General features: G+C 42.1%; 15 protein-coding genes. 5 read left to right on the top strand and 10 right to left on the bottom strand.

Going from position 1 to position 21,631, the window contains the following annotated elements; all coding sequences use genetic code 11:
* Positions 1 to 91: 91 nt before the first annotated feature.
* Positions 92 to 742: a hypothetical protein gene (locus ACM0OR_RS24455; protein ID WP_414579098.1), complete on the bottom strand. Its 651-nt coding sequence runs from the start codon at positions 740 to 742 to the stop codon at positions 92 to 94.
* Positions 743 to 832: 90 nt separating this feature from the next.
* Positions 833 to 1,162, bottom strand: a complete 330-nt coding sequence (locus tag ACM0OR_RS24450) for an MgPME-cyclase complex family protein (RefSeq protein WP_414579097.1) — start codon at positions 1,160 to 1,162, stop codon at positions 833 to 835.
* Between the two features lie 294 nt (positions 1,163 to 1,456).
* Here ACM0OR_RS24450 and ACM0OR_RS24445 point away from each other — a divergent pair, with 294 nt between their 5' ends.
* Positions 1,457 to 1,651, top strand: coding sequence for a hypothetical protein (locus ACM0OR_RS24445; RefSeq protein WP_414579096.1), 195 nt, complete (start codon positions 1,457 to 1,459; stop codon positions 1,649 to 1,651).
* Here the strand turns inward: ACM0OR_RS24445 and ACM0OR_RS24440 are convergent.
* Together ACM0OR_RS24440 and ACM0OR_RS24435 are read right to left on the bottom strand one after the other, a co-directional pair.
* Positions 1,629 to 2,345 carry an ester cyclase gene (locus ACM0OR_RS24440; RefSeq protein ID WP_414579095.1) on the bottom strand — a complete coding sequence of 239 codons (717 nt, stop codon included), beginning with the start codon at positions 2,343 to 2,345 and terminating at the stop codon, positions 1,629 to 1,631. The two genes, ACM0OR_RS24445 and ACM0OR_RS24440, sit on opposite strands and share 23 nt — an antisense overlap.
* A 203-nt stretch (positions 2,346 to 2,548) precedes the next feature.
* Positions 2,549 to 3,268, bottom strand: coding sequence for a pyridoxine 5'-phosphate synthase (locus ACM0OR_RS24435; protein WP_414579094.1), 720 nt, complete (start codon positions 3,266 to 3,268; stop codon positions 2,549 to 2,551).
* A gap of 634 nt (positions 3,269 to 3,902) precedes the next feature.
* Between ACM0OR_RS24435 and ACM0OR_RS24430 the strand changes: the two genes are divergently transcribed.
* Positions 3,903 to 6,029, top strand: a complete 2,127-nt coding sequence (locus ACM0OR_RS24430) for an ATP-binding protein (protein ID WP_414579093.1) — start codon at positions 3,903 to 3,905, stop codon at positions 6,027 to 6,029.
* A 125-nt stretch (positions 6,030 to 6,154) separates the two neighbouring features.
* Here the strand turns inward: ACM0OR_RS24430 and ACM0OR_RS24425 are convergent, their stop codons facing one another.
* The 5 genes from ACM0OR_RS24425 to ACM0OR_RS24405 all read right to left on the bottom strand — a co-directional run bounded on the left by ACM0OR_RS24425 (position 6,155) and on the right by ACM0OR_RS24405 (position 10,652).
* Positions 6,155 to 7,489, bottom strand: a complete 1,335-nt coding sequence (locus tag ACM0OR_RS24425; protein WP_414579092.1) for a UDP-N-acetylmuramoyl-tripeptide--D-alanyl-D-alanine ligase — start codon at positions 7,487 to 7,489, stop codon at positions 6,155 to 6,157.
* Positions 7,490 to 7,842: 353 nt separating this feature from the next.
* Positions 7,843 to 8,289, bottom strand: a complete 447-nt coding sequence (locus ACM0OR_RS24420) for a tellurite resistance TerB family protein (protein ID WP_190701704.1) — start codon at positions 8,287 to 8,289, stop codon at positions 7,843 to 7,845.
* A 181-nt stretch (positions 8,290 to 8,470) separates the two neighbouring features.
* Entirely contained in the window at positions 8,471 to 8,608 is a 138-nt protein-coding gene (locus ACM0OR_RS24415) for a hypothetical protein (RefSeq protein ID WP_190701332.1), read from the bottom strand.
* Between the two features lie 818 nt (positions 8,609 to 9,426).
* On the bottom strand, positions 9,427 to 10,347 hold the full coding sequence (locus ACM0OR_RS24410; RefSeq protein WP_190701334.1) for a histone deacetylase: 921 nt from the start codon (positions 10,345 to 10,347) through the stop codon (positions 9,427 to 9,429).
* Between the two features lie 86 nt (positions 10,348 to 10,433).
* Positions 10,434 to 10,652, bottom strand: coding sequence for a hypothetical protein (locus tag ACM0OR_RS24405; RefSeq protein ID WP_414579091.1), 219 nt, complete (start codon positions 10,650 to 10,652; stop codon positions 10,434 to 10,436).
* Between the two features lie 322 nt (positions 10,653 to 10,974).
* On the opposite strand from ACM0OR_RS24405, the gene ACM0OR_RS24400 reads away from it, so the two are divergent.
* From ACM0OR_RS24400 to lnt, 3 genes are read left to right on the top strand one after another with little or no spacing between them, the layout of a single operon-like run.
* Complete coding sequence (locus ACM0OR_RS24400) at positions 10,975 to 11,097, top strand: hypothetical protein (RefSeq protein ID WP_414579090.1); 123 nt, start codon at positions 10,975 to 10,977, stop codon at positions 11,095 to 11,097.
* 29 nt (positions 11,098 to 11,126) lie between these two features.
* The gene (gene gyrA, locus ACM0OR_RS24395; protein WP_414579089.1) at positions 11,127 to 13,763 is read left to right on the top strand and encodes a DNA gyrase subunit A; all 2,637 of its coding nucleotides are present in this window, start codon (positions 11,127 to 11,129) and stop codon (positions 13,761 to 13,763) included.
* On the top strand, positions 13,760 to 15,442 hold the full coding sequence (gene lnt / locus ACM0OR_RS24390) for an apolipoprotein N-acyltransferase (protein WP_414579088.1): 1,683 nt from the start codon (positions 13,760 to 13,762) through the stop codon (positions 15,440 to 15,442). The genes gyrA and lnt overlap by 4 nt, the downstream gene beginning before the upstream one ends.
* A 217-nt stretch (positions 15,443 to 15,659) precedes the next feature.
* On the opposite strand, the gene ACM0OR_RS24385 is transcribed toward lnt, so the two are convergent.
* Complete coding sequence (locus ACM0OR_RS24385; RefSeq protein WP_414579087.1) at positions 15,660 to 21,308, bottom strand: AAA family ATPase; 5,649 nt, start codon at positions 21,306 to 21,308, stop codon at positions 15,660 to 15,662.
* Positions 21,309 to 21,631: the final 323 nt, after the last annotated feature.

Here is a 21,631-nt window from a genome sequence, read left to right as displayed (position 1 = left end):
AGGTGACAGGTGACAGGTGACAGGTGACAGGTGACAGGTGATAGGTGATAGGTGACAGGTGAGAGTTATTTAATGACTAATGACTATTGACCTACTGTATTTGCACAACCGATCGCAGTAACATGACTTTACGGCTATCTACTAGTACAGCAAAAAAGCCGCGATCGTTGAGTTTCTGCAATGTGTTGTAAGCTTCTTGTTGGTTAGTGGTATGAACTGCCAGCAAGTAGGGTTTCTGTCCGTAGGATGCCAGACCGACGTTACCACCTACCGCTTGCTGTAAACTAGTTGCAAGTTCTGGACGGTTGAAATAATCTACTAACACAGCAAAACCCTGCCCCAGGGATTGGGGATTATAAGTTATTTGGGGCGGCTGCTGGGCTATTTCCCCTGGTCTGGTGGTGATAATGGCAGACAATCCGACAATAGTGTTGATATACCTAGCCCAACGGTTGGCATCATCAATTTTTCTAAAACCTCCTATCCTAGTTACTGTCTCCGTCAGATATTGGCAGGTGGTAGTCTTAATTTCATTTGGTAAAGCACTACGCAACTGCTTCTGATTCTCGGCTGTAGGGCTGACTACCAGCAACAGATACTCCCCAGCACTGGGAGGTTGACACATAGGAAGGGCTGTTTGGGCTGTTACTGAATTTATGCTACCCATTAGACCTGCGCCTGCGATCGCTAGTCCGAATACACTGGATAAAGTGGCAAATTTCTGCACAGAATTGGGACGCATAAGAGGATTTTGTTTAAAATTTCTTTTTAGTGATGAGTCAATAGTCCACACAAAAAAACTACTAATGACTATGGACTATTGACTAAATTATCAAGACACTGGAGCAAGAGATGCTATAGGATTAGGGATTGTTCCAGAAGGAGCTTCAAATTCTCCTGTAACGACGTATTCTAGCCGCAGTTTCAGCCAATTAATAAATTGAGCATTAGTAGAAATAATCGCAGCTGCGGGTTGAGGACACTTAGCTTTGATTTGAGCCATTTCAGGTGCTTCTAAAAAAGCAGGTTGTGATACTAACCAAAAATCAATTTCTTTTTCTTGTTCGTGATAGTGACGGGTGCGTTCTTTCAGCACTTCCTCTATAGGTTCTTCTTGCAATAAAAAGCGACGGCTGGCCAAAACGTAATAGTATGTTTGCATTGTCATCCTGTGATTACTAACTAACTAATAATTTTAAGGCTTAGAGATGATTTATAAAGTAACCCTTAAATTTTAGGGTGTGCTTCGCGTTGTTTTAACACACCACAATCATACGGTGCGTTACGGCTAATTTTTACTTTCTCTAACGCTCAAATTCTTACATAGCCGTAATAACACACCCTAACTAAATATTTACTTTACAAATGACCTCTTACCTTTACTTAGTGCTGAATTTTGAGTGTTACTGTTAGCATATCTCGTGCTGAGTCATGTAGCAGTAGTAGGGAGTTGTGAGTGCTAAGTAGAAAATCTCACTTACAACTCAACACTCAGCACTCAGCACTCAGCACTTACAACTCAGCACTCAGCACTCACAACTCACAACTCAGCACTCAGCACTCAGCACTCAGCACTCAGCACTCAGCACTCAGCACTCAGCACTCACAACTCAGCACTCAGCACTATCTTACTTCTTGGAGGTTTTTTTGAACCAAGAACTAAACGGACAAGCTTTTCCTTGACTTTCACTACCTAATTTACCGCCGGCTGTTAATTTTTCTAAAAACAGCGTGTTGTCAAAGTAGTGTTCCAAAGAAACAATCTTCAAGTCATCAGTGACATGGGCAATGCTCAAGCCGATAACTTCTACTGTTTCTCCTGTTGGTGCATAGTCTTTGTATGTGCCTTGAAAATGTCCCCAGTGTCGCCATTTGAAGGTGACAGTTGGAGGAGCTGAGTACACTTCTAGCACTTCCCAAGGGAAACCTTGGGGAAACGTAGATTGAAAAAGTTTAGCAGATGATTCAAAGCTTTCTTCAGAGGCTTTGTAATGCTCAGAATCCGCCATAAATAAATTGTAAGTACCTTGGGCTGATACATCTGCTGCTGTAAACTCCTCGCCGCCATTGGTACTGATACGAAACTGGTCATTCAAAACTGACAACCACTGTTGCGGGTCAGTTTTGAATGATACTTCCATCTCAAAGGTTCTAACTAAATTTTGAACGATCGCCTCCAGTGTCCCCTCAAGATGATTCCGTGTACTCTCTTTGGCTAGATTCTCATTAGAGCGAGAATAATCTGGAGGACTATCATAACGCCACAGAGCATCACTACTTTCAGCGATAACTGTATCCCTGTCCTGTACCCAAAGCGGAAGCTCGTTAGATTGTGTTGCGGTCATAACAATTCAAAATTCCACATTCAAAATTGAGAAAACCTTTCATGGTAAGTATTCTGACTTTTCAGAACTATGTTCCGAAGTCTTCCACAAACCAACGATTTTCGAGATTCCGCAGTCACAACCCCTCTAGAACCATCAAGTAAAAAAGCAAAAAAAAGAAGTGCCTAATCCGAATTACGCTAGCGTACCGGGGCGGAGCATCGTTACGAATTACGCATCGCTTCTTTCATTTCCCTAACAGCTCTTTCCATTCCTACTAATGCAGCCCGGCTGATGATGGTATGACCTATGTTTAGCTCTTCCATCCCTGGCAATGCAGCTACCGGATATACATTCCAGTAGGTAAGCCCATGACCGGCATTAACTCGCAAGCCAGCTTTAATTGCTTGTTCACATCCTTGAGCTAACACAGCTAATTCTTGATGACGACTGATTTCATCGCTGGCTTCTGCATATCTACCAGTATGTAGTTCAATAAACTTTGTCTGTACCTTGACAGAAGCTTCAATTTGTCCAGCCTCAGCATCAATAAACAAACTTACTGGAATACCAGTACCCTGCAATTTAGTGACAATCTCACCTATTCTAGCAATTTGCCCGACTATATCTAAACCTCCTTCTGTAGTCACTTCTTCCCGCTTTTCGGGAACTAGCGTTACATAATCAGGTTTAATGTCAAGGGCGATTTCTAACATTTCGTCTGTAGCGGCCATTTCTAAATTTAAGTGCGATCGCACAGTCTGACGCAATAAACGCACATCCCGGTCTTGAATATGCCGCCGATCTTCTCGCAGATGCACGGTGATTCCATCAGCACCGGCTAATTCTGCCAGCACCGCCGCCGCCACCGGATCTGGTTCTACCGTCCGCCGCGCCTGGCGAATGGTGGCAATATGGTCTATGTTTACACCAAGTGTAGGCATCCCCAATATATCCCTATCCACAGTCCACAGAGATTTATCTTACCTGAAATTGTAAATAAAATTAATGCTGAGGAATTTTCAAATTTTTGGTCAATTTCCGACTCAGGATACTAGCGTGACCAAGCTAACATAGTGCATTAATTAGATGAAATCAACCGCCGATAAACGCGAAGAAACACCAATGAAAAGGATTTTTGTCAATGCGCCAGATGATTCTGGTTACAGCAGTACGATCATTGCTGCGGATAAAAATAGATATCTTCATATTAAATTGATTATTAGTACATTTTTTGCCAAATTAACGAAGTCAACCCATAAAATTAGACTCAGCATACTCTTCTTTTAAAAGAGACTGAGGAAATAATTATTTCAAGTGTTAATTGGGTTTGAAATCGCTACCCAAATCTTTCTAGTACAGTATGGGGTAAATAAAGCTACGATCTGAAATAAGCGAAAAGCTTACAAACAAAATTAACATTATTTATTTTGATTTTTGTAGGCTTGCCTTCCCGTAGGGTATTTTGATTTTTGCCTTGTTTTACTCTAATTCCTCATCCTACCCTCCTATTTTAAAGGGGGACTTAGAGATTAATTTTTGTGAATTAAAACTAACTAAGTTTCTACCTCAAACACCATGTCAGAATTATGGACTCATTTTTTTAGTTCAGGGTCATTTATCCCTCATGGACACTGCTATCTATGGAAAACAGATTTAGTTTGGCTACATATAATATCTGATGGGCTGATTGCTATAGCTTATTATTCCATTCCTGCGACACTTTTTTACTTCGTGCGGAAGCGGCAGGATTTGCCCTTTCATTGGATATTTTTATTGTTTAGTGGATTTATCGTAGCTTGTGGTACAACTCATCTTTTAGAGATTTGGACACTTTGGCATCCTACCTATTGGTTATCAGGTTTTGTGAAAGCCATCACTGCCACAATATCTTTAATTACAGCTATCCAACTAGTACCTTTAGTCCCAAAAGCTCTAGCACTTCCTAGTCCTGCTCAACTAGAACAAGCAAATCAACAATTACAAATCCAAATAAGCGAGAAATTGCGGGTAGAAGCAGAACTAAGAAAATATCAGAATCATTTAGAAGAATTAGTTGCGTTGCGTACCAATGAAATTACTAAGACTAATGAAAAATTACAACAAGAAATTACGGAACGGCAGCGTATTCTAGAAGTGCTGAGACAAAGTGAGGAACGCTATCGTTATTTGGCTGAAGCAATTCCTCAACTGGTATGGACTAGTGATGCTAATGGTGAGACCGATTATTTTAATCAAAATTGGTGTGAATATACTGGACTAACATTAGAACAATCAAGAGGTTTTGGATGGATAAATGCTTTACATCCAGATGATGTTAACAGAGCCTATAAAGTATGGTTAGATGCTGTCAAGATTGGCGATGTATACGAGAATGAATATCGTTTCAAACGAGCAATTGATGGTTCATATCGTTGGCAGTTAGCACGAGGTTTACCACTTAAAGATCAACAAGGCAATATTGTGAAGTGGTTCGGTACTTGTACAGATATCCACGAACAAAAACAAATTCTAGAAGAACGAGCAAAATTACTAGAATCGGAACAAGCTGCACGAGCCGAAGCAGAAAAAGCCAATCGCATCAAAGATGAATTTCTAGCAGTGCTTTCTCATGAACTCCGCACCCCTTTAAATTCTATTTTGGGGTGGTCTAAACTCTTACAAAATCGTACTCTGAATGAGACGAGAATGGCCCAAGCACTAGCCACTATTGAACGTAATGCCATATTACAAGTGCAACTGATTGAAGACTTGCTAGATGTCTCTAGAATTTTACAAGGCAAATTAGTGCTGAATATTACTAAGGTTAATTTAGAAACTGTAGTGTTGGCAGCACTAGAGACAATGCGATTAGCAGCAGAAACTAAGCTGATTGAGATTAAGACAATCTTTGCACCAGACTTGAGGACAGTCATGGGTGATGCGGCGCGCTTGCAGCAAGTAGTTTGGAATCTCCTTTCCAATGCTGTCAAATTTACACCCAAGGGAGGAAGGGTAGAGGTGTGCTTAGTGAAAATTGATGACTATGCTGAGATTGTCTTAACTGATACAGGTAGAGGAATTAGCCCAGAGTTTTTGCCCTACGTCTTTGATTACTTCCGCCAAGCAGATAGCAGTTCTACGAGAAAATTTGGCGGATTGGGATTAGGACTGGCCATTGTCCGCAAAATTGTAGAAATTCACGGTGGGACGGTGAAAGCCGAAAGTATGGGAGAAGAACACGGAGCAAAATTTACAGTCCGATTACCGCTTCTCCCAGAGCAAAGTTTGGATGCGAGGAATGAAAAAAATCATCTATTATTATTAAATTCCCAGCTTTTATCCCTAGCTGGCATTAAAGTTTTAGTTGTTGATGATGACCATGATTCACGGGATTTTTTAGCTTTTGTTCTACAGGAAAGAGGTGCGGAAGTCAAGTTAGTGGCTTCCGCATCAGAAGCATTACAAACATTAGCAGAGTCGCATCTGGATGTGTTGGTGAGTGATATCAGTATGCCAGACATGGATGGCTATATGCTGATCCGACAAGTGAGAAGTTGGGTAAGAGAGCAAAATGGACAAATTCCGGCGATCGCCTTAACCGCTTTTGCTAGACAATACGATCAAGAGCAAGCATTCGCCGCCGGCTATCAAATCCACTTAGCCAAGCCTGTGAATGCAGAGGAATTAGTCGCAGCTGTAAGAAGGTTGATAGGTGATAGGTGATAGGTGACAGGTGATAGGTGACAGGTGACAGGTGACAGGTGACAGGTGACAGGTGACAAGGTAGAAGTTTTCCCAGTCTTCAGTCATTACTCACTACGCTGCTCAACGCCGCACTACCGCAGCACTTAACGCAATTGATTCACTACCCTATCTAGTCCTACAGAATGGGCAGCTTTGAATAATATGCGATCGCCTGCTTGCATAAATGTTTTTAATCTTGCCACTAAATCGGCGTGGGTGGTAAAGCATTCTGAGGGGATACCCTCGGCACTTTTGGCTATTGTTTCGGCATCTTGTCCATCAACTAAGACTAATAACCCGTCTAATTTTAAATCTCGTACTGTTTCCCCGACTCGCTGGTGTAGTTGTGGCGATCGCTCTCCTAATTCTTTCATTGCTCCCAACACGGCAATTTTACGTTTTCCTGGGGTATCTGCTAATAGCTGCAAGGCTGCTAACATGGCTTCTGGTGCAGCATTATAGGTTTCATCTAAGATTAATACATCATTGGGTAAATGAAAACGCTGGGATCTGCCAGTCGGCATATTTACCGTGACACCATCTTTTAAGCTTGACCAATCGATCCCCAAAACCTGAGCTACAGCTAAGGCTGCTAAAAAATTCGTAGCGTTGTGCCGGCCAGGTAAAGGTAAGGGTAGCTTGATTCCTGCTACTTCTACAGTGTCGTTATCAATGAGTGAGCCTTGAATATCTCCCCCAGAAAGACCATAAGTCAAAACTTCCCCCTGCCAAACCTTCGCCGCCGTTGCTAGTAATAAGGGGTTGTCATAGTTAAGAATAGCGATACTATCTTGGGGCATTTCCGCTAATAACTCACATTTTGCCTCAGCGATCGCCTCTTCTGAACCGAGTAACTCAATATGTGCTGTCCCGACATTGGTAATCACGCCAATTGTCGGATGAGCTACTTGTGTGAGTTCGGCAATTTGCCCTCTTCCCCGCATCGCCATTTCAATCACGGCGTAGTCATGTTCTGAATTAAGTTCTAAGAGGGTTTTTGGTACACCAATTTCGTTATTGAAGTTGCCAAAGGTTTTATGAACTTTACCCTGTGTAGCCAAAACGGCAGCAATTAATTCCTTGGTAGTCGTTTTACCTACAGAACCTGTCACCCCAATTAGAGGAATCTTAAAGCGATCGCGCCACCATCGCCCAATTTTTTGATATGCCTCTAGGGTATTTTTGACTTGTAATACAGGCACTCTTGGATTTTCGTAGTCAAAATCTACAATGGCAGCTATTGCACCTTGAGCGATCGCAGTTGGTACAAATTCATGTCCATCAAACTTCTCCCCTCGTAAAGCCAAAAAGACTTCACCTGGTTTGATGATGCGGCTATCGGTTTGTATACCACTACTGACTTTTGCTAAATCAGCCGCACTTAAATTTACAGGCTGGGCTAGAAGAACTTCCACTAGTTGAGTTATGGTAGCAGACATAAAAATTCAAAATTCAAAATGGGGGACTTGGGACTAGGCAGAAAAAAGTTAAAAGTCAAAAAATTATTTCTTGTCTCCTCTACCTCCTGCCTTCTGCCTCCTGACAAAAGTAGTGCCAAAGAAGCTCAACTCCTTTGGCACACTTAAGTATATATGCTATGTCATCAAATTTGAAATGAGGGATAAGCAAGTTTGTAGTATTCGCGTAGCGTCTCGTAGAGAGGACTTTAGTCCTTAGAAAAATCAGGACTGAAGGACTAAAGTCCTTACTACGAACCGTCAAAAATAACTTGATAGATAACTAGTACCGCTACAAAGTTGAAAATTTCTCTTCCCAGTCCCCAATCCCGAATTCATCCCTGATTTTTGATTGACATTGTTTGTAAAATTTTTGTTGCTATATCGCGAGAAATGCCTAAAGCTTGATAAAAATCGTTTAAAAAGTTTTTTTCTTCATCGGTGATTGAACCTTCACCCCAGACTAAATCAGCAGAGAGAGCAAAAGCGGTTTCTCTTAATTCCAGGGGTAGAGATTCTTTAGCTAAATTAAATAAGGCATTGAAGCCATCCCGCCAGAGAATATCTAGGGTTCTGTTCAATACCTTATGGATGGCATCCTGGGAATAATTTTTCAATAGCTTTGAGCGTGACAATGCAGAGAAGATAGAACGCTCTTGTTCATCAGTCAAATAACTATCTGACACTGTGGCCAGTAAAACGATCGCGGCAAAAGCTTCTGGTAGGGTAAGTGCTTCTGGTGTGGAAATTTCCGCGTCCAGAACTGTCTCTAGTAGATTTATCATAATTGCTCCTGGATGGGTGTCTCAGTAGCGTACAGTTACCTTTACAGTTTTTAACCTTTCTGGCAGGCTGCAACGCTGTGAGACTTTCATCATTTAGTGTTCCCAGGATTTTTGGACAGTTAACACTTTCGCTCAATATGATTCTAGCTAGATGTACAGTGCCAAAATAGAGATTAACTTACCGTTGCTCTGTCTTTTCAATAGTTTCAATAACTGCTAACCCAATACCAGAAGCTGTAATTAACAGCATCGTTGACAGCAAGTAGGCGTTGGTTAACATCCGAAGAGCTTCATCAAAGAAAATATAGGTGGTCATAGCTTCACCTTCTGAACTATGTGTTGCTAGTAATGTTTATTTCTCCACCTGCGGAGTTGGAAATTCCGTTGAGAAACTGCTAGCACTTGCATCTTAACAAAACTTTAGCTCTTGTATGAGATCAATAAGATTTTTCTTTCTGAAGATTCGATGAAATTATCCCTAATTTAGTTACGGATAATACTGAAAAAATTTAAAAATGAAAATTATCGTGCTGAAATTGCTGGTTGCCCGATTAATAGACTGTGATTTATAGCACAACCACACATTTTCTAGCTTAGAAATATTAAATCAACCAGAACCTTGTATTAAGACATATATTTAAGCTTGTTTCCTTGATTCTTGATAAAGGGGTTCAGTAAATTTATTTAGCTTTAGTGGCTATATAACTTTAATTTTACTTTCAGCGACTACATAATATAAATTTAGGAATTTCTTTATAGATCCGGATAACAAACTTGGAAAATAGACTCATATCAGTAAGTTACTCACAAGTTCATTAAGATAATCAATTTAGTGTATTTATACACAGTTTTTACGGTAATATTACTTAGCTTTTATGGCTATCTGAAATTATTTAGGAGAACTCAGAACATCATTTTCTTGGATGAAAAGGGTTTCCGGCATTTCGTAATAATGGTGAGATAAACTAAAAAAGCTGTGAATAAACTTAATATGACCTTTATCAAACGATTTATATACAGAATTAGTAACCTTGCTTTCATGTAGAGAGTTATGGAAGCTGCAATATTACTTAATATGATTATTCGTACTGAAGTACCAGACGACATAGGTGATATTTTTTAATTTGGCAAACCCTAAACCAAGCAACGTTCAATGGTGGCGATAACTGATTTAGCCAGGGCATCAAGTTCATAACCACCTTCCAAGCCAAAAAGAATTTTACGTGTTAGCCCCAAACAATAATCTGTAAACAGAGCATAATCATTTGGTTGTAAATTGATGCTGGCTAAAGGATCATCAGCCAGGGCATCATAGCCAGCACTAACGATGAGTAAATCTGGCTGAAACTCGGTAAAAAACGGTACTACTTTGTTTTCCCAAAGCGGCTGATATGCACCGATATCACTATCGGGAGGTAAGGGCAAATTTAAGACATTATTATGAAAGCCGCGTTCTGTGGCTCTCCCAGTACCGGGATAACAGGGATACTGATGTAGAGAACAGTAAGCGATGTGGGGATTAAGTTCCACGATCGCCTGCGTACCGTTGCCATGATGTACATCCCAATCTAAGATGGCAACACGGTTAATTCCCGGTTGTTCTAAAGCATATAAAGCCGCGATCGCTGCATTAGAAAATAAACAAAAGCCCATTCCTGCATCACTTTCAGCATGATGTCCCGGTGGACGAGCCAATACAAAAGCCGGATTTGCTGTACTTAAGACTGCATCCACGCCATCCAACCAAGCACTCACCGCCAACAAAGCCACATCATAACTACGGGGAGAAATGGGAGTATCGCCATCTAAATAACCCCCACCAGTAGACGCAATTTCCCTGACTTTATTGATGTAATTTGGGCTATGGGCTTTTACCAAACATGGCATCACCGATGTATTTTCTAGTGATGGTGTAGGTTCACGCCAATCAATTTGGGTAGAAATTGCAGCATCTTTCAGGGCATTAACAATCGCCGTCAAACGTTCTGGTTTTTCTGGATGATAGCTTCCAGTTTTGTGGTCTAGAAACTCATCGGAGTAGATGACTGGTAGCATAAGGCATCACGGCAGCAGGATTATGAATGCCATTTTACCCCCAGTTACGGATGACTGATAACTGTTGATGCCCAATGCCCTATGACTCAATCTTCCGTCAAACCAATCATTTCATCCGTGGGTTGATCTAGCATTTCTGGTACTAAAGCTTGATTCCCGCGACGTTCTTCTGGTGATTGCTGACGAATCACATCGTCCATTTTGGGTGGGTGCTTGATTTTATCCCGCATCTCTGGGCTTAATTGTGAGGCATCGCCCTCTGGATTCGCCTTTTCAGCTTGACTCGGAACAGTTTCCTTATTCATAACATTGCCTCAAACATACACGCACCAGCTTAAACATCAGTGCTACTAGGGCGACACTGTCTGAGGTCTTATAAGCTGCACATCAATAAGCACAAATTTGCTACTATCAAAATTTACTCATCTTAGTCTTTTTACGCCCACTCTTTTTACTAGTTTAATTGTTTTTTTATTGCCCCAAAAGTTACCTTAATATCTTCTCAACCCAAGTTATGACAGACTCTTTGGTAAATTCAAAATTAAGAATTTACAAACAAAAAACTCTTTCAATTTTTAATTGAAATTAAATGAAGCTAATTAACTACATCTCAACAGCATTTTTGGCATGAAAGATGGGTTAGCACCCTCGGCAGACCAATACAAGATTGTGTTAGAATTGTATCAAAATATGGCAATTATTCAAGAGAAATTTGGCATAATTTTGCGCTTTGTCAAGTACGAAGGCTAAAATCTAAGTTTTTTGGAGTTTTTTAGTTTATGACAACCTCACAGGAGAGGATTATCCCGACGGATCTGCGGAATGAAATGTCCCGGTCTTATCTGGAATACGCCATGAGTGTGATCGTGGGCAGGGCGTTACCAGATGCCAGGGATGGTCTCAAACCTGTGCATCGCCGCATCCTCTTTGCTATGCACGAGTTAGGGCTAACCCACGATCGCCCGTTTAGAAAGTGCGCCCGTGTAGTCGGGGAAGTGTTGGGTAAATATCACCCCCACGGCGATACGGCAGTATATGATGCGTTGGTGCGGATGGCGCAGGATTTTTCCATGCGATCGCCCTTAATTAACGGGCATGGTAACTTTGGTTCAGTAGATAACGATCCGCCGGCGGCGATGCGTTACACTGAATGCCGCTTGCAGGCTTTAACAAGTGCTTCCCTGCTGCAAGATATTGAATCAGAAACCGTTGATTTTATTGATACATTTGACGGTTCTCAACAAGAACCCACCGTTTTACCCTCACGGATTCCCCAATTACTTCTGAATGGTTCTTCGGGGATTGCGGTGGGGATGGCTACCAACATTCCCCCCCACAATTTAGGCGAACTGATTGATGGGTTGGTGCAAGTGATTCACAACCCCGAAATCACTGATTTGGAGTTAATGCAGTATGTCCCAGGGCCAGACTTCCCCACGGGGGCGCAAATTCTGGGGACAGCCGCAATTAAAGAGGCTTACACCACAGGCCGCGGTTCAATTACCATGCGCGGTGTCGCCAACATTGAAACCATTGAACAGCGAGGCCGTCCCGACAGGGAAGCCATTATCATCACCGAATTACCCTATCAAACCAACAAAGCGGCATTAATTGAAAAAATTGCCGAGTTGGTAAATGACAAGCGCATCGACGGAATTGCAGATATCCGGGATGAAAGCGATCGCGACGGGATGCGAATCGTCATCGAACTCAAGCGTGATGCTTATCCTCGCGTGGTTTTAAATAACCTCTATAAACAAACACCACTGCAAGCCAACTTTGGCGCGAATATGTTGGCGTTGGTGAATGGCGAACCCCAAATCCTCAGCCTGAAGCAGTTCTTTAATGTCTTCCTAGATTTTCGTATAGACGCAATTACAAGACGCACCCGTTACGAATTGCGAAAAGCGGAGGAACGTGATCACCTTTTACAAGGTTTATTAATTGCTCTATCCCAATTAGATGCAATTATTAACTTAATTCGTCACGCGCCCGATGCACCTACAGCTAAAGGTGAGTTAATCACCACCTATGGACTTTCGGAAGTGCAAGCCGACGCGATTTTACAAATGCAGCTACGGCGGTTAACTGCCCTAGAAGCGGATAAAATCCGTCTAGAACATGAAGACTTACAGACACGGATTGCCGACTTACAGGATATTTTGGCACGGCGGGAACGGATTTTAGAAATTATTGAAACTGAAATCAGCCAAATCAAAACCAGCTTTGCTACACCCCGGCGCACCGTTATTACCCACGCCGAAGGGGAAATAGACGAACGCGATTTGATTGCTAATGAAAAAGCTCTAATTCTGGTGACAGAACAAGGCTACATCAAACGGATGCCAGTCAACACCTTTGAGGCGCAAAGCCGTGCTACCAGAGGTAAAGCCGGCGCGAAGGTGAAAGACGATGACAACATTGAGCATTTCTTAACTTGCTGTGATCATGACAGCATTTTATTCTTTAGCGATCGCGGTGTCGTCTACTGTCTCAAAGCCTATCAAATCCCAGTGGGTTCTCGCACCAGTCGTGGTACACCCATTGTCCAGTTGCTACCCATTCCCAGAGAAGAGAAAATTACCTCGATTGTCCCTGTGGATGAGTTTAGCAGTGAAGAATATCTAGTGATGCTGACCAAAGGCGGCAATATTAAGAAAACCGTATTAGCAGCTTTTAGCCATATTCGCGCCAATGGTTTGATTGCAATTTCCTTAGAAGAAGGCGATCAACTGCGCTGGGTACGTCGCGCCAGAGTCGAAGACAGCGTCATCATCGGTTCTCGTCACGGAATGGCAATTCATTTTAGATGTAACCATGAACAACTGCGTCCTTTAGGTAGAGCAACTCGTGGGGTAAAATCCATGAAACTCAAAAAAGGTGATGAACTCGTCGGGATGGATATTCTACCGGCGGCGATTCTAGAGACTTTAGATACTGAGGAAGTGGATACTGAAGAAATCGAAACCATTGAAGAGGTTGAAATCACCGAAGAACTCGAAACCGTAGAAGTTCCCGGTAACGTCAGCGTTGGCCCTTGGGTGTTAGTCATCACAATGGGAGGATACGGTAAGCGTGTCCCCGTCGCCCAATTCCGCCTACAAAATCGGGCTGGACAAGGCTTGATGGCGACTAAATTCAAAAACCGCAAAACCAAAGACAAGTTAGCAACTTTAGGTATTGTCAACAGTGACAATGAAATCATGATGGTGACAAGTCGCGGTATCATCATTCGTCAGGCAGTAAATGCAATTTCTATCCAATCCCGTTCTGCAACTGGGGTGAGAGTGCAACGCCTCGACGAAGATGACGTAATTAATGGAGTAGCGATTGTTCCTCCTGACACAGCTGATACAGCCGATGTAGCCGATGCAGGCGATACAGCCGACACAGCCGAGACAGAAGAGGTGGAATGAAGTCAAAAGTCAAAAGTCAAAAGGCAAAAGAAATTTTCCCTTTTGTACTCTACCTTTTACTTGCTCTTACCAGTGGGGTTGTAATGGGGTTAACCGTCGCCCCTGTGGGTGCATGGTTCTTGGCTTGGGTAGCCCTCGCCCCCCTCTGGGTAATGGTTGTAGAAAAAAGTCAAAATTTAGAGGGTAGAAGAAACAAGTTCTTTCTTTTACCTTTTTCCTTTTACCTTTTGCCTTTACTCTGGGGTATCGGTTATCACGGTGTCGCTTTATTCTGGATTACCGGCATTCATCCGATGGATTGGTTGGGTGTGCCTTGGTGGCCGAGTTTAGCGATCGCCTTTTTTTGCTGGTCATTCATTAGCCTCTGGGGGGGAATTTTTGTCACGATTTGGGCAGGTGCGATGACCTACAGTCGGTCTACGACCATCGCCTGTCTGAATCTGCAAAAATCGCTACCACGTATCCTAATTGGCACAGCAATTTGGTGCGCTTTAGAAAGCCTGTGGAGTGCTGGCCCCTTGTGGTGGAGTTCTCTAGCCTACACCCAGAGTCCGCACAATCTCGTAATTTTACACCTAGGGCAACTATCGGGGCCAAATACCGTCACTGCTGCTATTGTCGCCATCAATGGTTTCATTGCTGAAGCATGGATTAATTACCAGCAAGCTAGCAACAAACGTGATGAATCACACAATAAAGATTTATTCCCCTACACCCCTACACCCCTACACCCCTACACCCCTAAACCCTTAAAATATTTAGCACTTGCCACAGGCCTATTAATTACCCTACATCTGATTGGTTTTTTCTTATACACTCGCCCCATCGCCGAACCTCCCACCGCCGCCTTGGAGGTGGGGATTATTCAGGGAAATATTCTCAACAAAATTAAATTGCTTCCCGAAGGAGTCCAACGCGCCATTAGAAGTTACACCGAGGGATATTTAACCTTAGTGAATCAAGGCGTTGATGCTGTTCTGACTCCAGAAGGCGCAATGCCTTTTTTTGACAAAGATTTAGCAGCCACTCCCTTAGTTGCAGCCATAGAAGATAAAGGCGTAATTGCTTGGGTTGGGGCTTTTGGGAGAAAGGGACGCAGCTACACCAACAGTTTATTTACAGTCAACAGCCAAGGTGAACTTACCAGCCGCTACGATAAATCCAAGTTAGTACCTTTGGGTGAATACATTCCTTTTGAGGAAATTTTAGGTGCGATTATTCAGCGTTTATCACCACTAGATGAACACCAAGTGCATGGTTCACCCCATCAAACTTTTGATACTCCCTTTGGTCGGGCAATTGTCGGGATTTGTTACGAATCAGCATTTCCCGAAGTATTTCGCCGACAAGCAGCAGCCGGCGGGGAATTTATCCTCAGTGCTTCCAACGATGCCCATTACAGTGCTGCCATGCCATTCCAGCACCATGCCCAGGATATTATGCGGGCCATTGAGACTGATAGATGGTCAGTCAGGGCAACCAACACCGGATATTCAGCCTTTGTTAATCCCCACGGTAAAACCCTGTGGATATCTGGATATAATACCTACGAAACCCAAGCTGCAACTATCTATCGACGACAGACCAAAACTTTATATGTGCGTTGGGGTGATTGGTTGACACCATTATTATTAGGGTTGGCATTAATAGCATTTGCCTACCTGTGGAAATCTAGATAATTAAACATATACCCAAAATAGTCATGTAGAGACGCAATACTTGTCGATTAAGCTAAAAACATTACATCAGGTAGGTTGGGTTGACATTAGGAAACCCAACATTTACAGACTTTTGTTGGGTTGCGCTGTCGCTTAACCCAACCTACAAAAACTCTTAACCGAACAGTATTGTGTAGAGACGCGACAAATCGCGTCTAACAAGACCAATCATAAAAAACTAAGTTAAGGGAATTAAAAGCGAAAATTCTGTCCCTTGTCCTAGTTCAGATATTACACTTAGTTGTCCCCCATGCTTTTCAACAATAGAATAGCTAATTGATAGTCCTAAGCCTGTCCCTTCACCAACAGGTTTTGTTGTAAAAAATGGGTCAAATAAACGCTGTTTCACTTCCTCAGACATCCCGACTCCATTATCTATAATTTGGATGATGACTGCATTAGAATTAAACATTTTAGTAGAAATTTGAATTGTGGGAATTTTTGTTTGTTTATCTTCATTACTAATTACTCCTGCTTTTTTTGGAAATAATAAATCTAAAGCATCAATAGCATTATTCAGAATATTCATAAATACCTGATTTATCTGACTGGCATAGCAATTAACTTCTGGTAAATTTGCATATTTTTTAATCACATTTATTTCGGGACGATGTGGTTTTTGTTCTAGACGATGATGCAAGATTAATAAAGTGCTTTCCATGCCTTCGTGAAGGTTGACAGATTTCATGTCGGATTCATCCAAACGCGCGAAATTACGGAGAGAAAGGACAATTTGACGAATGCGATCTGCCCCTACTTTCATTGATTCCAGCATTTTTGTTAGGTCTAATTTGAGGAAGTTTAAATCTATCGTCTCTAGTTCTTCTTCAATCTCCAGAAACGGTTGAGGATAGTAGTGGTGATACAGGTTGACTATGTGCAACATCTGTTGCAAATACTCATTAGCATGAGTGAGGTTGCCATAGATGAAATTAATAGGGTTGTTAATTTCATGGGCAATACCTGCCATCATTTGTCCCAACGAAGACATTTTTTCAGTTTGAATCAGTTGGGTTTGCGTGTGTTGAAGTTTGTCTAAAGTTTCCGACAGATGTTGATTTTTTTCATGCAACTCTTGAGTTCTCTGCTGTACCTTATGCTCTAAGCTATGGCTATACTCTTCAAGTTGGGATTTTGCCAAAGCGAGATTGTTATACAGTATGGCATTTTGCAGCGAGATGGCAGCTTGTGCTGTGAGCAGATGCAAAACCTCAAGACGTTGTTGGGTAAAAGCTCCAGTTGTTAAACTGTTTTCCAGATATAAAATGCCAATAAGCTTGCCACGATTGTGAATAGGTGTACATAGCAAGCTTTTCGGTTGCTCTTCAATGATGTAGGGATCATTGGCGAAGGTGATTTCTATACGTGCATCATCTAGTACAAGAGTTTCGCAAGTACGTGAGACATAGTTCACCACAGCTTTGGGAACATCTTGACTGTCCGAAAGAGGAAGAGAGTGCAGGTTGATTACACCAAGGTTTTTACCCAATTGCTTCTCTGAGTGGAGACTCTGATTAGTTTCATTGGCAATACCCATTTCTATGGTTGCTTTGCTGCTTTTCTGAGCCGCAACCACCCAATTATCTTCTTGAAGCAGCAAGAGTACGGATTTTTCAGCCCCGGCATTTTCGATTACGACCTGCATGAGAGCCGTTAGCAGCTTTTCTAATTCAATTTCTCCAGCCAGTGCATGAGAGGCTTTGATGACTGTGGCTAAATCTAAAGCTTCAGTGACACTGGAACTGCTGTGTCCCAATCCAATCGTCGTAATTCGGTTGCAGCTTGAAGAACTAGGTTCTTGTTGCTGATAGATTCCCACTAACAATTGAGGATATTGGTTTTCCAAATGCTCGACTTTAGCTACTGCTCCCCAGTTGAGGTAACAGTAATAGGCATTTGCTAGATATATTTGAGCGATACCTGCGGCGGGCAAAGCCAACGCCTCTTTGTTCCATTCTCGATAAAATCGAGCAGCCAGTTCATTGGCTAGGGCTTCTTCCTGAAGGTAGCCATTGAGTTTTGCTCCAGTAATTGCACGCTCATAGAGATCCACCGCCTGCCCCATTTGTTTCAAAACACGACATTGTTCTGCTTTTACTAGTTCAAATTTGTGCAAATAATTCATTGGTGCATGGTGCGCCCATGTCTGCATTTTGCTCTGGTTTTCTGTGACTCGTTCTAACAACCTTTCTGGCTGAGAAACTGTAGCTTGGGAATACTCTGCCAAAGCTGTCAGTGAATCATAGAAATAAAATATCGGTACAGTAGCATAACCCGTGCCTGCAACTAGATATTCTCTAGCTTGAGCGGCTGTTTCTACTGCTTGAGGGAGGTTTTCAAATAGATAACAGAGAATCAATTTGTGTAACGAGAAATAGTGTAGACCAGTAAACTCTTTGGCATTAATTAATTGAGTCACAAATTCTGCTTCGTTCAGTGCCTCGCCTTGGAGGTTACAGAGGTTTTCCGCCTTGCCAAGCAAATTCAAAACTGCTTGCCAGAAGATTCGACAGTAGTTGAGGGTTGTGCCTTGGTTACAATTTTCCAAAACATGAGTGTAAGCCCGCATTTCTTGCTCTAATGAGTTCAACTCTCGACCCATGAAATAAGAATACTGACAGATTTCTTTTGTATTGAAGCCTACGTAGTATAAGTTTCCAGTTTCCAAGGCAATCTTGTAGCCCTCCAGCATCAACTGTAAGGATTTTTGTAGAGGAGATTTCAAATAGGTGATAAAAGCACCCACGACATAAAATACTGTGGGTTTGATATCGCTAATATTAAATTTATTCGTTAGTGCCAAAGCCAGATTGCCAACTTGATCGGCTGTTTCAATATCCTGAAGAATTCCGTTTAACAAAATGCCATAACAGGCATAACAAAAGGCAGAAAATGGGGCATTGCCGTACTGAATTGATGCTTTAATTTGGGACAGGATGAGTAAAGGAAACAGATTTGGTTCGGAAATATAAACGGCTGGAGCAACATTAGCCACAATTCGGCTAATTGCTAGCTTGTCTGTTGCTGTCATGAGAGGTAAGTCAACCAATTGGGCAATTTCATGTCCGGCAATCAAGGCAGCAATTTCCTCAAGGGCTTGCTGAATATCTTGGGGGGTGGGTATATCTGGAAAAACCAAGCCAAACTGACTCATTCCTTGCCGAGCGATCGCGATCGCTCGCAGCACATCATTTTGGGCTGTATATGCCTGGATTTTAGTTTCGTAAATGCTAACTTGATCCAGTGGAGTTTTAGCTTGCTCCATCACAGTTTGGGCTAATTCCTCCATCTGACCATACGCACCGCAAAGGTAAGCAGCATCTGCGGCTAATTCGTGCAATGCCAAAGCTAAATCATATTGGCTTTGCCAGCAGTCGGCTCTCAATAAACTAATCCCAGTGGTCAAATACTCGATTGCTACCCAGTAAGCTGTAGAAGACTTGGCTTTTTGCCCTGCCAGTAGGTTGAGTTGTGCCAAGCGATCGCGATCGCCCTGGGCTGTAATTAGTTCTACCCCGATATTGAGTTGGTTGACAATTTCAAAAATGACTTCTTCTAGCTTAGTTTCTAAGGTATTGCTCAACAGTCGTTGACCAACTTTGAGGTGCATTGCGGCTTTCTGATTTGCCGGAATTAATGAATAAGCAGCTTGTTGAACGCGATCGTGGAGAAATTTGTAACTGATAGTTATTGAGCCTTTGCCATTTGTGGTTTGCGGGTTGTTCTCACAGGATAAGAAACTAGTGTTGATAGCCGACTCATTCTGAAAAAATTTATACCCTTCCCCATTAGGTAAAATTAATTCTTCCTTCAGGGCTGGCCAAAGAGCCAATACAGTCTCTGTTACAGATTTTTCATACACTACAGACAGCGTTTCTAAATCAAATTCATTGCCGACACAGGCAGCCAATTTGAGAATATGCTGAGTCTGCGGTGGTAATTTATGGAGTTGCAGTGTGACAAACTCGACAACATCTTGTGTAAAAGAAAGTGTTCGGATTTGAGCCATATCACACTGCCAATTTCCTGTTCTAGCCGCAAACGTTATCAGCCCATCTTCATGCAGCGATTTGAGAAATTGATTAGTAAAAAATGGGTTGCCTTTAGTCTTTTGATACACTAGATTTGTAATAGCCAGTGCTTGTTCTGGCGAATATTTCAGTGTATCTGCAATCATCTCATTGAGTTCAGTCTGAGTGAGCAAAGAAAGGACAATGTTATTGACTATAATCCTCTCTTGACGCATCTCCTCAATGGTCAACATCAGGGGGTGCGCGGCACTTACTTCATTATCTCGATATGCTCCAATTACGAGCAAATAAGTGTTTCTAGCTTCACTCATCAACAGGTGCATCAGCTTTAAAGAGCCGGAATCTGCCCACTGTAAGTCATCCAGGAAAATGACGAGGGGATGTTCATGAGTTGTAAATACTTGAATGAATTTCTGAAATAGCAGATTGAAGCGGCTTTGAACAGCACTGCCAGATAATTCAGGGACAGCAGGCTGTTGACCAATAATGCGTTCGAGTTCTGGAATTACCTCAATAATTACCTGGCCACTCTCACCTAATGTGGCTAAAATGTTGCTCTTCCAGTGTTCAATTTGAGCATCACTTTCTGTCAGCAATTGTGTCATTAAGTCTCGAAATGCTTGCACCAATGCTAAAAAAGGAATATTACGATTAAATTGATCGAATTTGCCTTTAATAAAATATCCTCGCTGGCGGGTAATGGGTTTGTGAACTTCGTTGACAATTGCCGTTTTACCAATGCCAGAAGAACCTGCTATCAGCATTAATTCCGATGTTCCCTGACTCACGCGCTCAAAACTTGCTAGTAGCTTTGCAACTGCCACTTCGCGACCATAAAGTTTTTCAGGAATGACAAAGCGATCGCAAACATCTTTTTGCCCTAGTGGGAACTGTAGAATATTGCCGCTTTCTTTTAATTCATACAAACAAATTTCTAGATCATGCTTTAGTCCTAATGCACTCTGATAGCGGTTTTCAGCATTCTTCGCCATCAATTTATTGACGATTGCTGACAGTTGGGGAGGAATAGCAGGATTAAGATGATGAACAGCTGTTGGTTGTTTTGCTATGTGGCAATGCACTAATTCCATCAAATCATGAGATTGAAATGGTAATTGTCCCGTTAATAGTTCATAGAAAGTGACTCCAAGGGAATAGAAGTCAGTGCGGTAATCTATCCCTCGGTTCATGCGCCCTGTTTGTTCGGGGGAAAGATAGGCGAGAGTTCCTTCTAAAACAGTCGGGCTGGTTGAAAGTTGGGTTTCTCTGGTTAATAACGAAGCAATGCTAAAGTCGATGAGTCGCACTTGCTTGGTAGTGGGATGAATCAGAATATTCGCTGGCTTGATATCCTTGTGGATAATTTGATAATGGTAGAGATCAGCCAGGATATCGGCAAGCGCGATCGCCATCTGTAAAAACTCAATCAAGAAATCAGGATGTACAGATAAGGAATTTTCCTGATTATCTGTTTGATGGAATACTTTCCTTCTTAAAGCAGTGTACTCCTTCAAAGAAATTCCACCAAAGTCCTCCAAAATTAGGGCAAGTCGATTTTGAAAATTTTCTAGACTATATATCCGAACCACACCGGGGACATTTAAAATATTTGTAATTGCGTACTGATTTTTGAATTGAGCCAATTCAATGGGGCTGGGATAGGCACTTTTAAGGAGTTTAATCACAATTGGGGTTTGATCCGATTCTCGCCAACCTCGGTAAACCAGAGTGCGGGTACTAGTATAAATAAGTTCACCAATGCGATAGCCAGGAATATCAATTCGATTCTCTACCATAAAAGTTATTACTGCATAAATAATCTGAGTGTATTTTTCCCCAATCCACCCACTTGATCACAATTTATTCATCAATATTTCTGGTACTGCGAGTTTTGGTGACAGCAGCTAGAGGTCTGTCAAACCTAAATTTGTGAGTTTATGGAAAAATGGAGAGGCTATTAGTTGTCAACCACTCCATTAGTTTCAGAAACTTCCCGTGTCCAAACGCTATATTGTCCAGTTGAGTCAGGAAGAACGGCAAAACCTTCAAGACCTCGTATCAACAGACTGGAGTTTAGACTAAATCGGTCATGTTCAAGAAAAAAAGGGAGTCTGATTGA

The organism is Anabaena sp. CCY 9402-a (assembly GCF_963920945.1).
GTDB classification, from domain to species: Bacteria; Cyanobacteriota; Cyanobacteriia; order Cyanobacteriales; family Nostocaceae; genus Trichormus; species Trichormus minutissimus.
This window is presented reverse-complemented; position numbering and strand designations above follow the sequence as displayed.

What these genes read in the sequence shown, in the direction of transcription:
- ACM0OR_RS24455 (WP_414579098.1), bottom strand. Translation starts at nt 742, where the DNA reads ATGCGTCCCAATTCTGTGCAGAAATTTGCCACTTTATCCAGTGTATTC.
- ACM0OR_RS24450 (WP_414579097.1), bottom strand. Translation starts at nt 1,162, where the DNA reads ATGCAAACATACTATTACGTTTTGGCCAGCCGTCGCTTTTTATTGCAA.
- ACM0OR_RS24440 (WP_414579095.1), bottom strand. Translation starts at nt 2,345, where the DNA reads ATGACCGCAACACAATCTAACGAGCTTCCGCTTTGGGTACAGGACAGG.
- ACM0OR_RS24435 (WP_414579094.1), bottom strand. Translation starts at nt 3,268, where the DNA reads ATGCCTACACTTGGTGTAAACATAGACCATATTGCCACCATTCGCCAG.
- ACM0OR_RS24430 (WP_414579093.1), top strand. Translation starts at nt 3,903, where the DNA reads ATGTCAGAATTATGGACTCATTTTTTTAGTTCAGGGTCATTTATCCCT.
- ACM0OR_RS24425 (WP_414579092.1), bottom strand. Translation starts at nt 7,489, where the DNA reads ATGTCTGCTACCATAACTCAACTAGTGGAAGTTCTTCTAGCCCAGCCT.
- ACM0OR_RS24415 (WP_190701332.1), bottom strand. Translation starts at nt 8,608, where the DNA reads ATGACCACCTATATTTTCTTTGATGAAGCTCTTCGGATGTTAACCAAC.
- ACM0OR_RS24410 (WP_190701334.1), bottom strand. Translation starts at nt 10,347, where the DNA reads ATGCTACCAGTCATCTACTCCGATGAGTTTCTAGACCACAAAACTGGA.
- ACM0OR_RS24405 (WP_414579091.1), bottom strand. Translation starts at nt 10,652, where the DNA reads ATGAATAAGGAAACTGTTCCGAGTCAAGCTGAAAAGGCGAATCCAGAG.
- ACM0OR_RS24400 (WP_414579090.1), top strand. Translation starts at nt 10,975, where the DNA reads ATGAAAGATGGGTTAGCACCCTCGGCAGACCAATACAAGATTGTGTTA.
- gyrA (WP_414579089.1), top strand. Translation starts at nt 11,127, where the DNA reads ATGACAACCTCACAGGAGAGGATTATCCCGACGGATCTGCGGAATGAA.
- lnt (WP_414579088.1), top strand. Translation starts at nt 13,760, where the DNA reads ATGAAGTCAAAAGTCAAAAGTCAAAAGGCAAAAGAAATTTTCCCTTTT.
- ACM0OR_RS24385 (WP_414579087.1), bottom strand. Translation starts at nt 21,308, where the DNA reads ATGGTAGAGAATCGAATTGATATTCCTGGCTATCGCATTGGTGAACTT.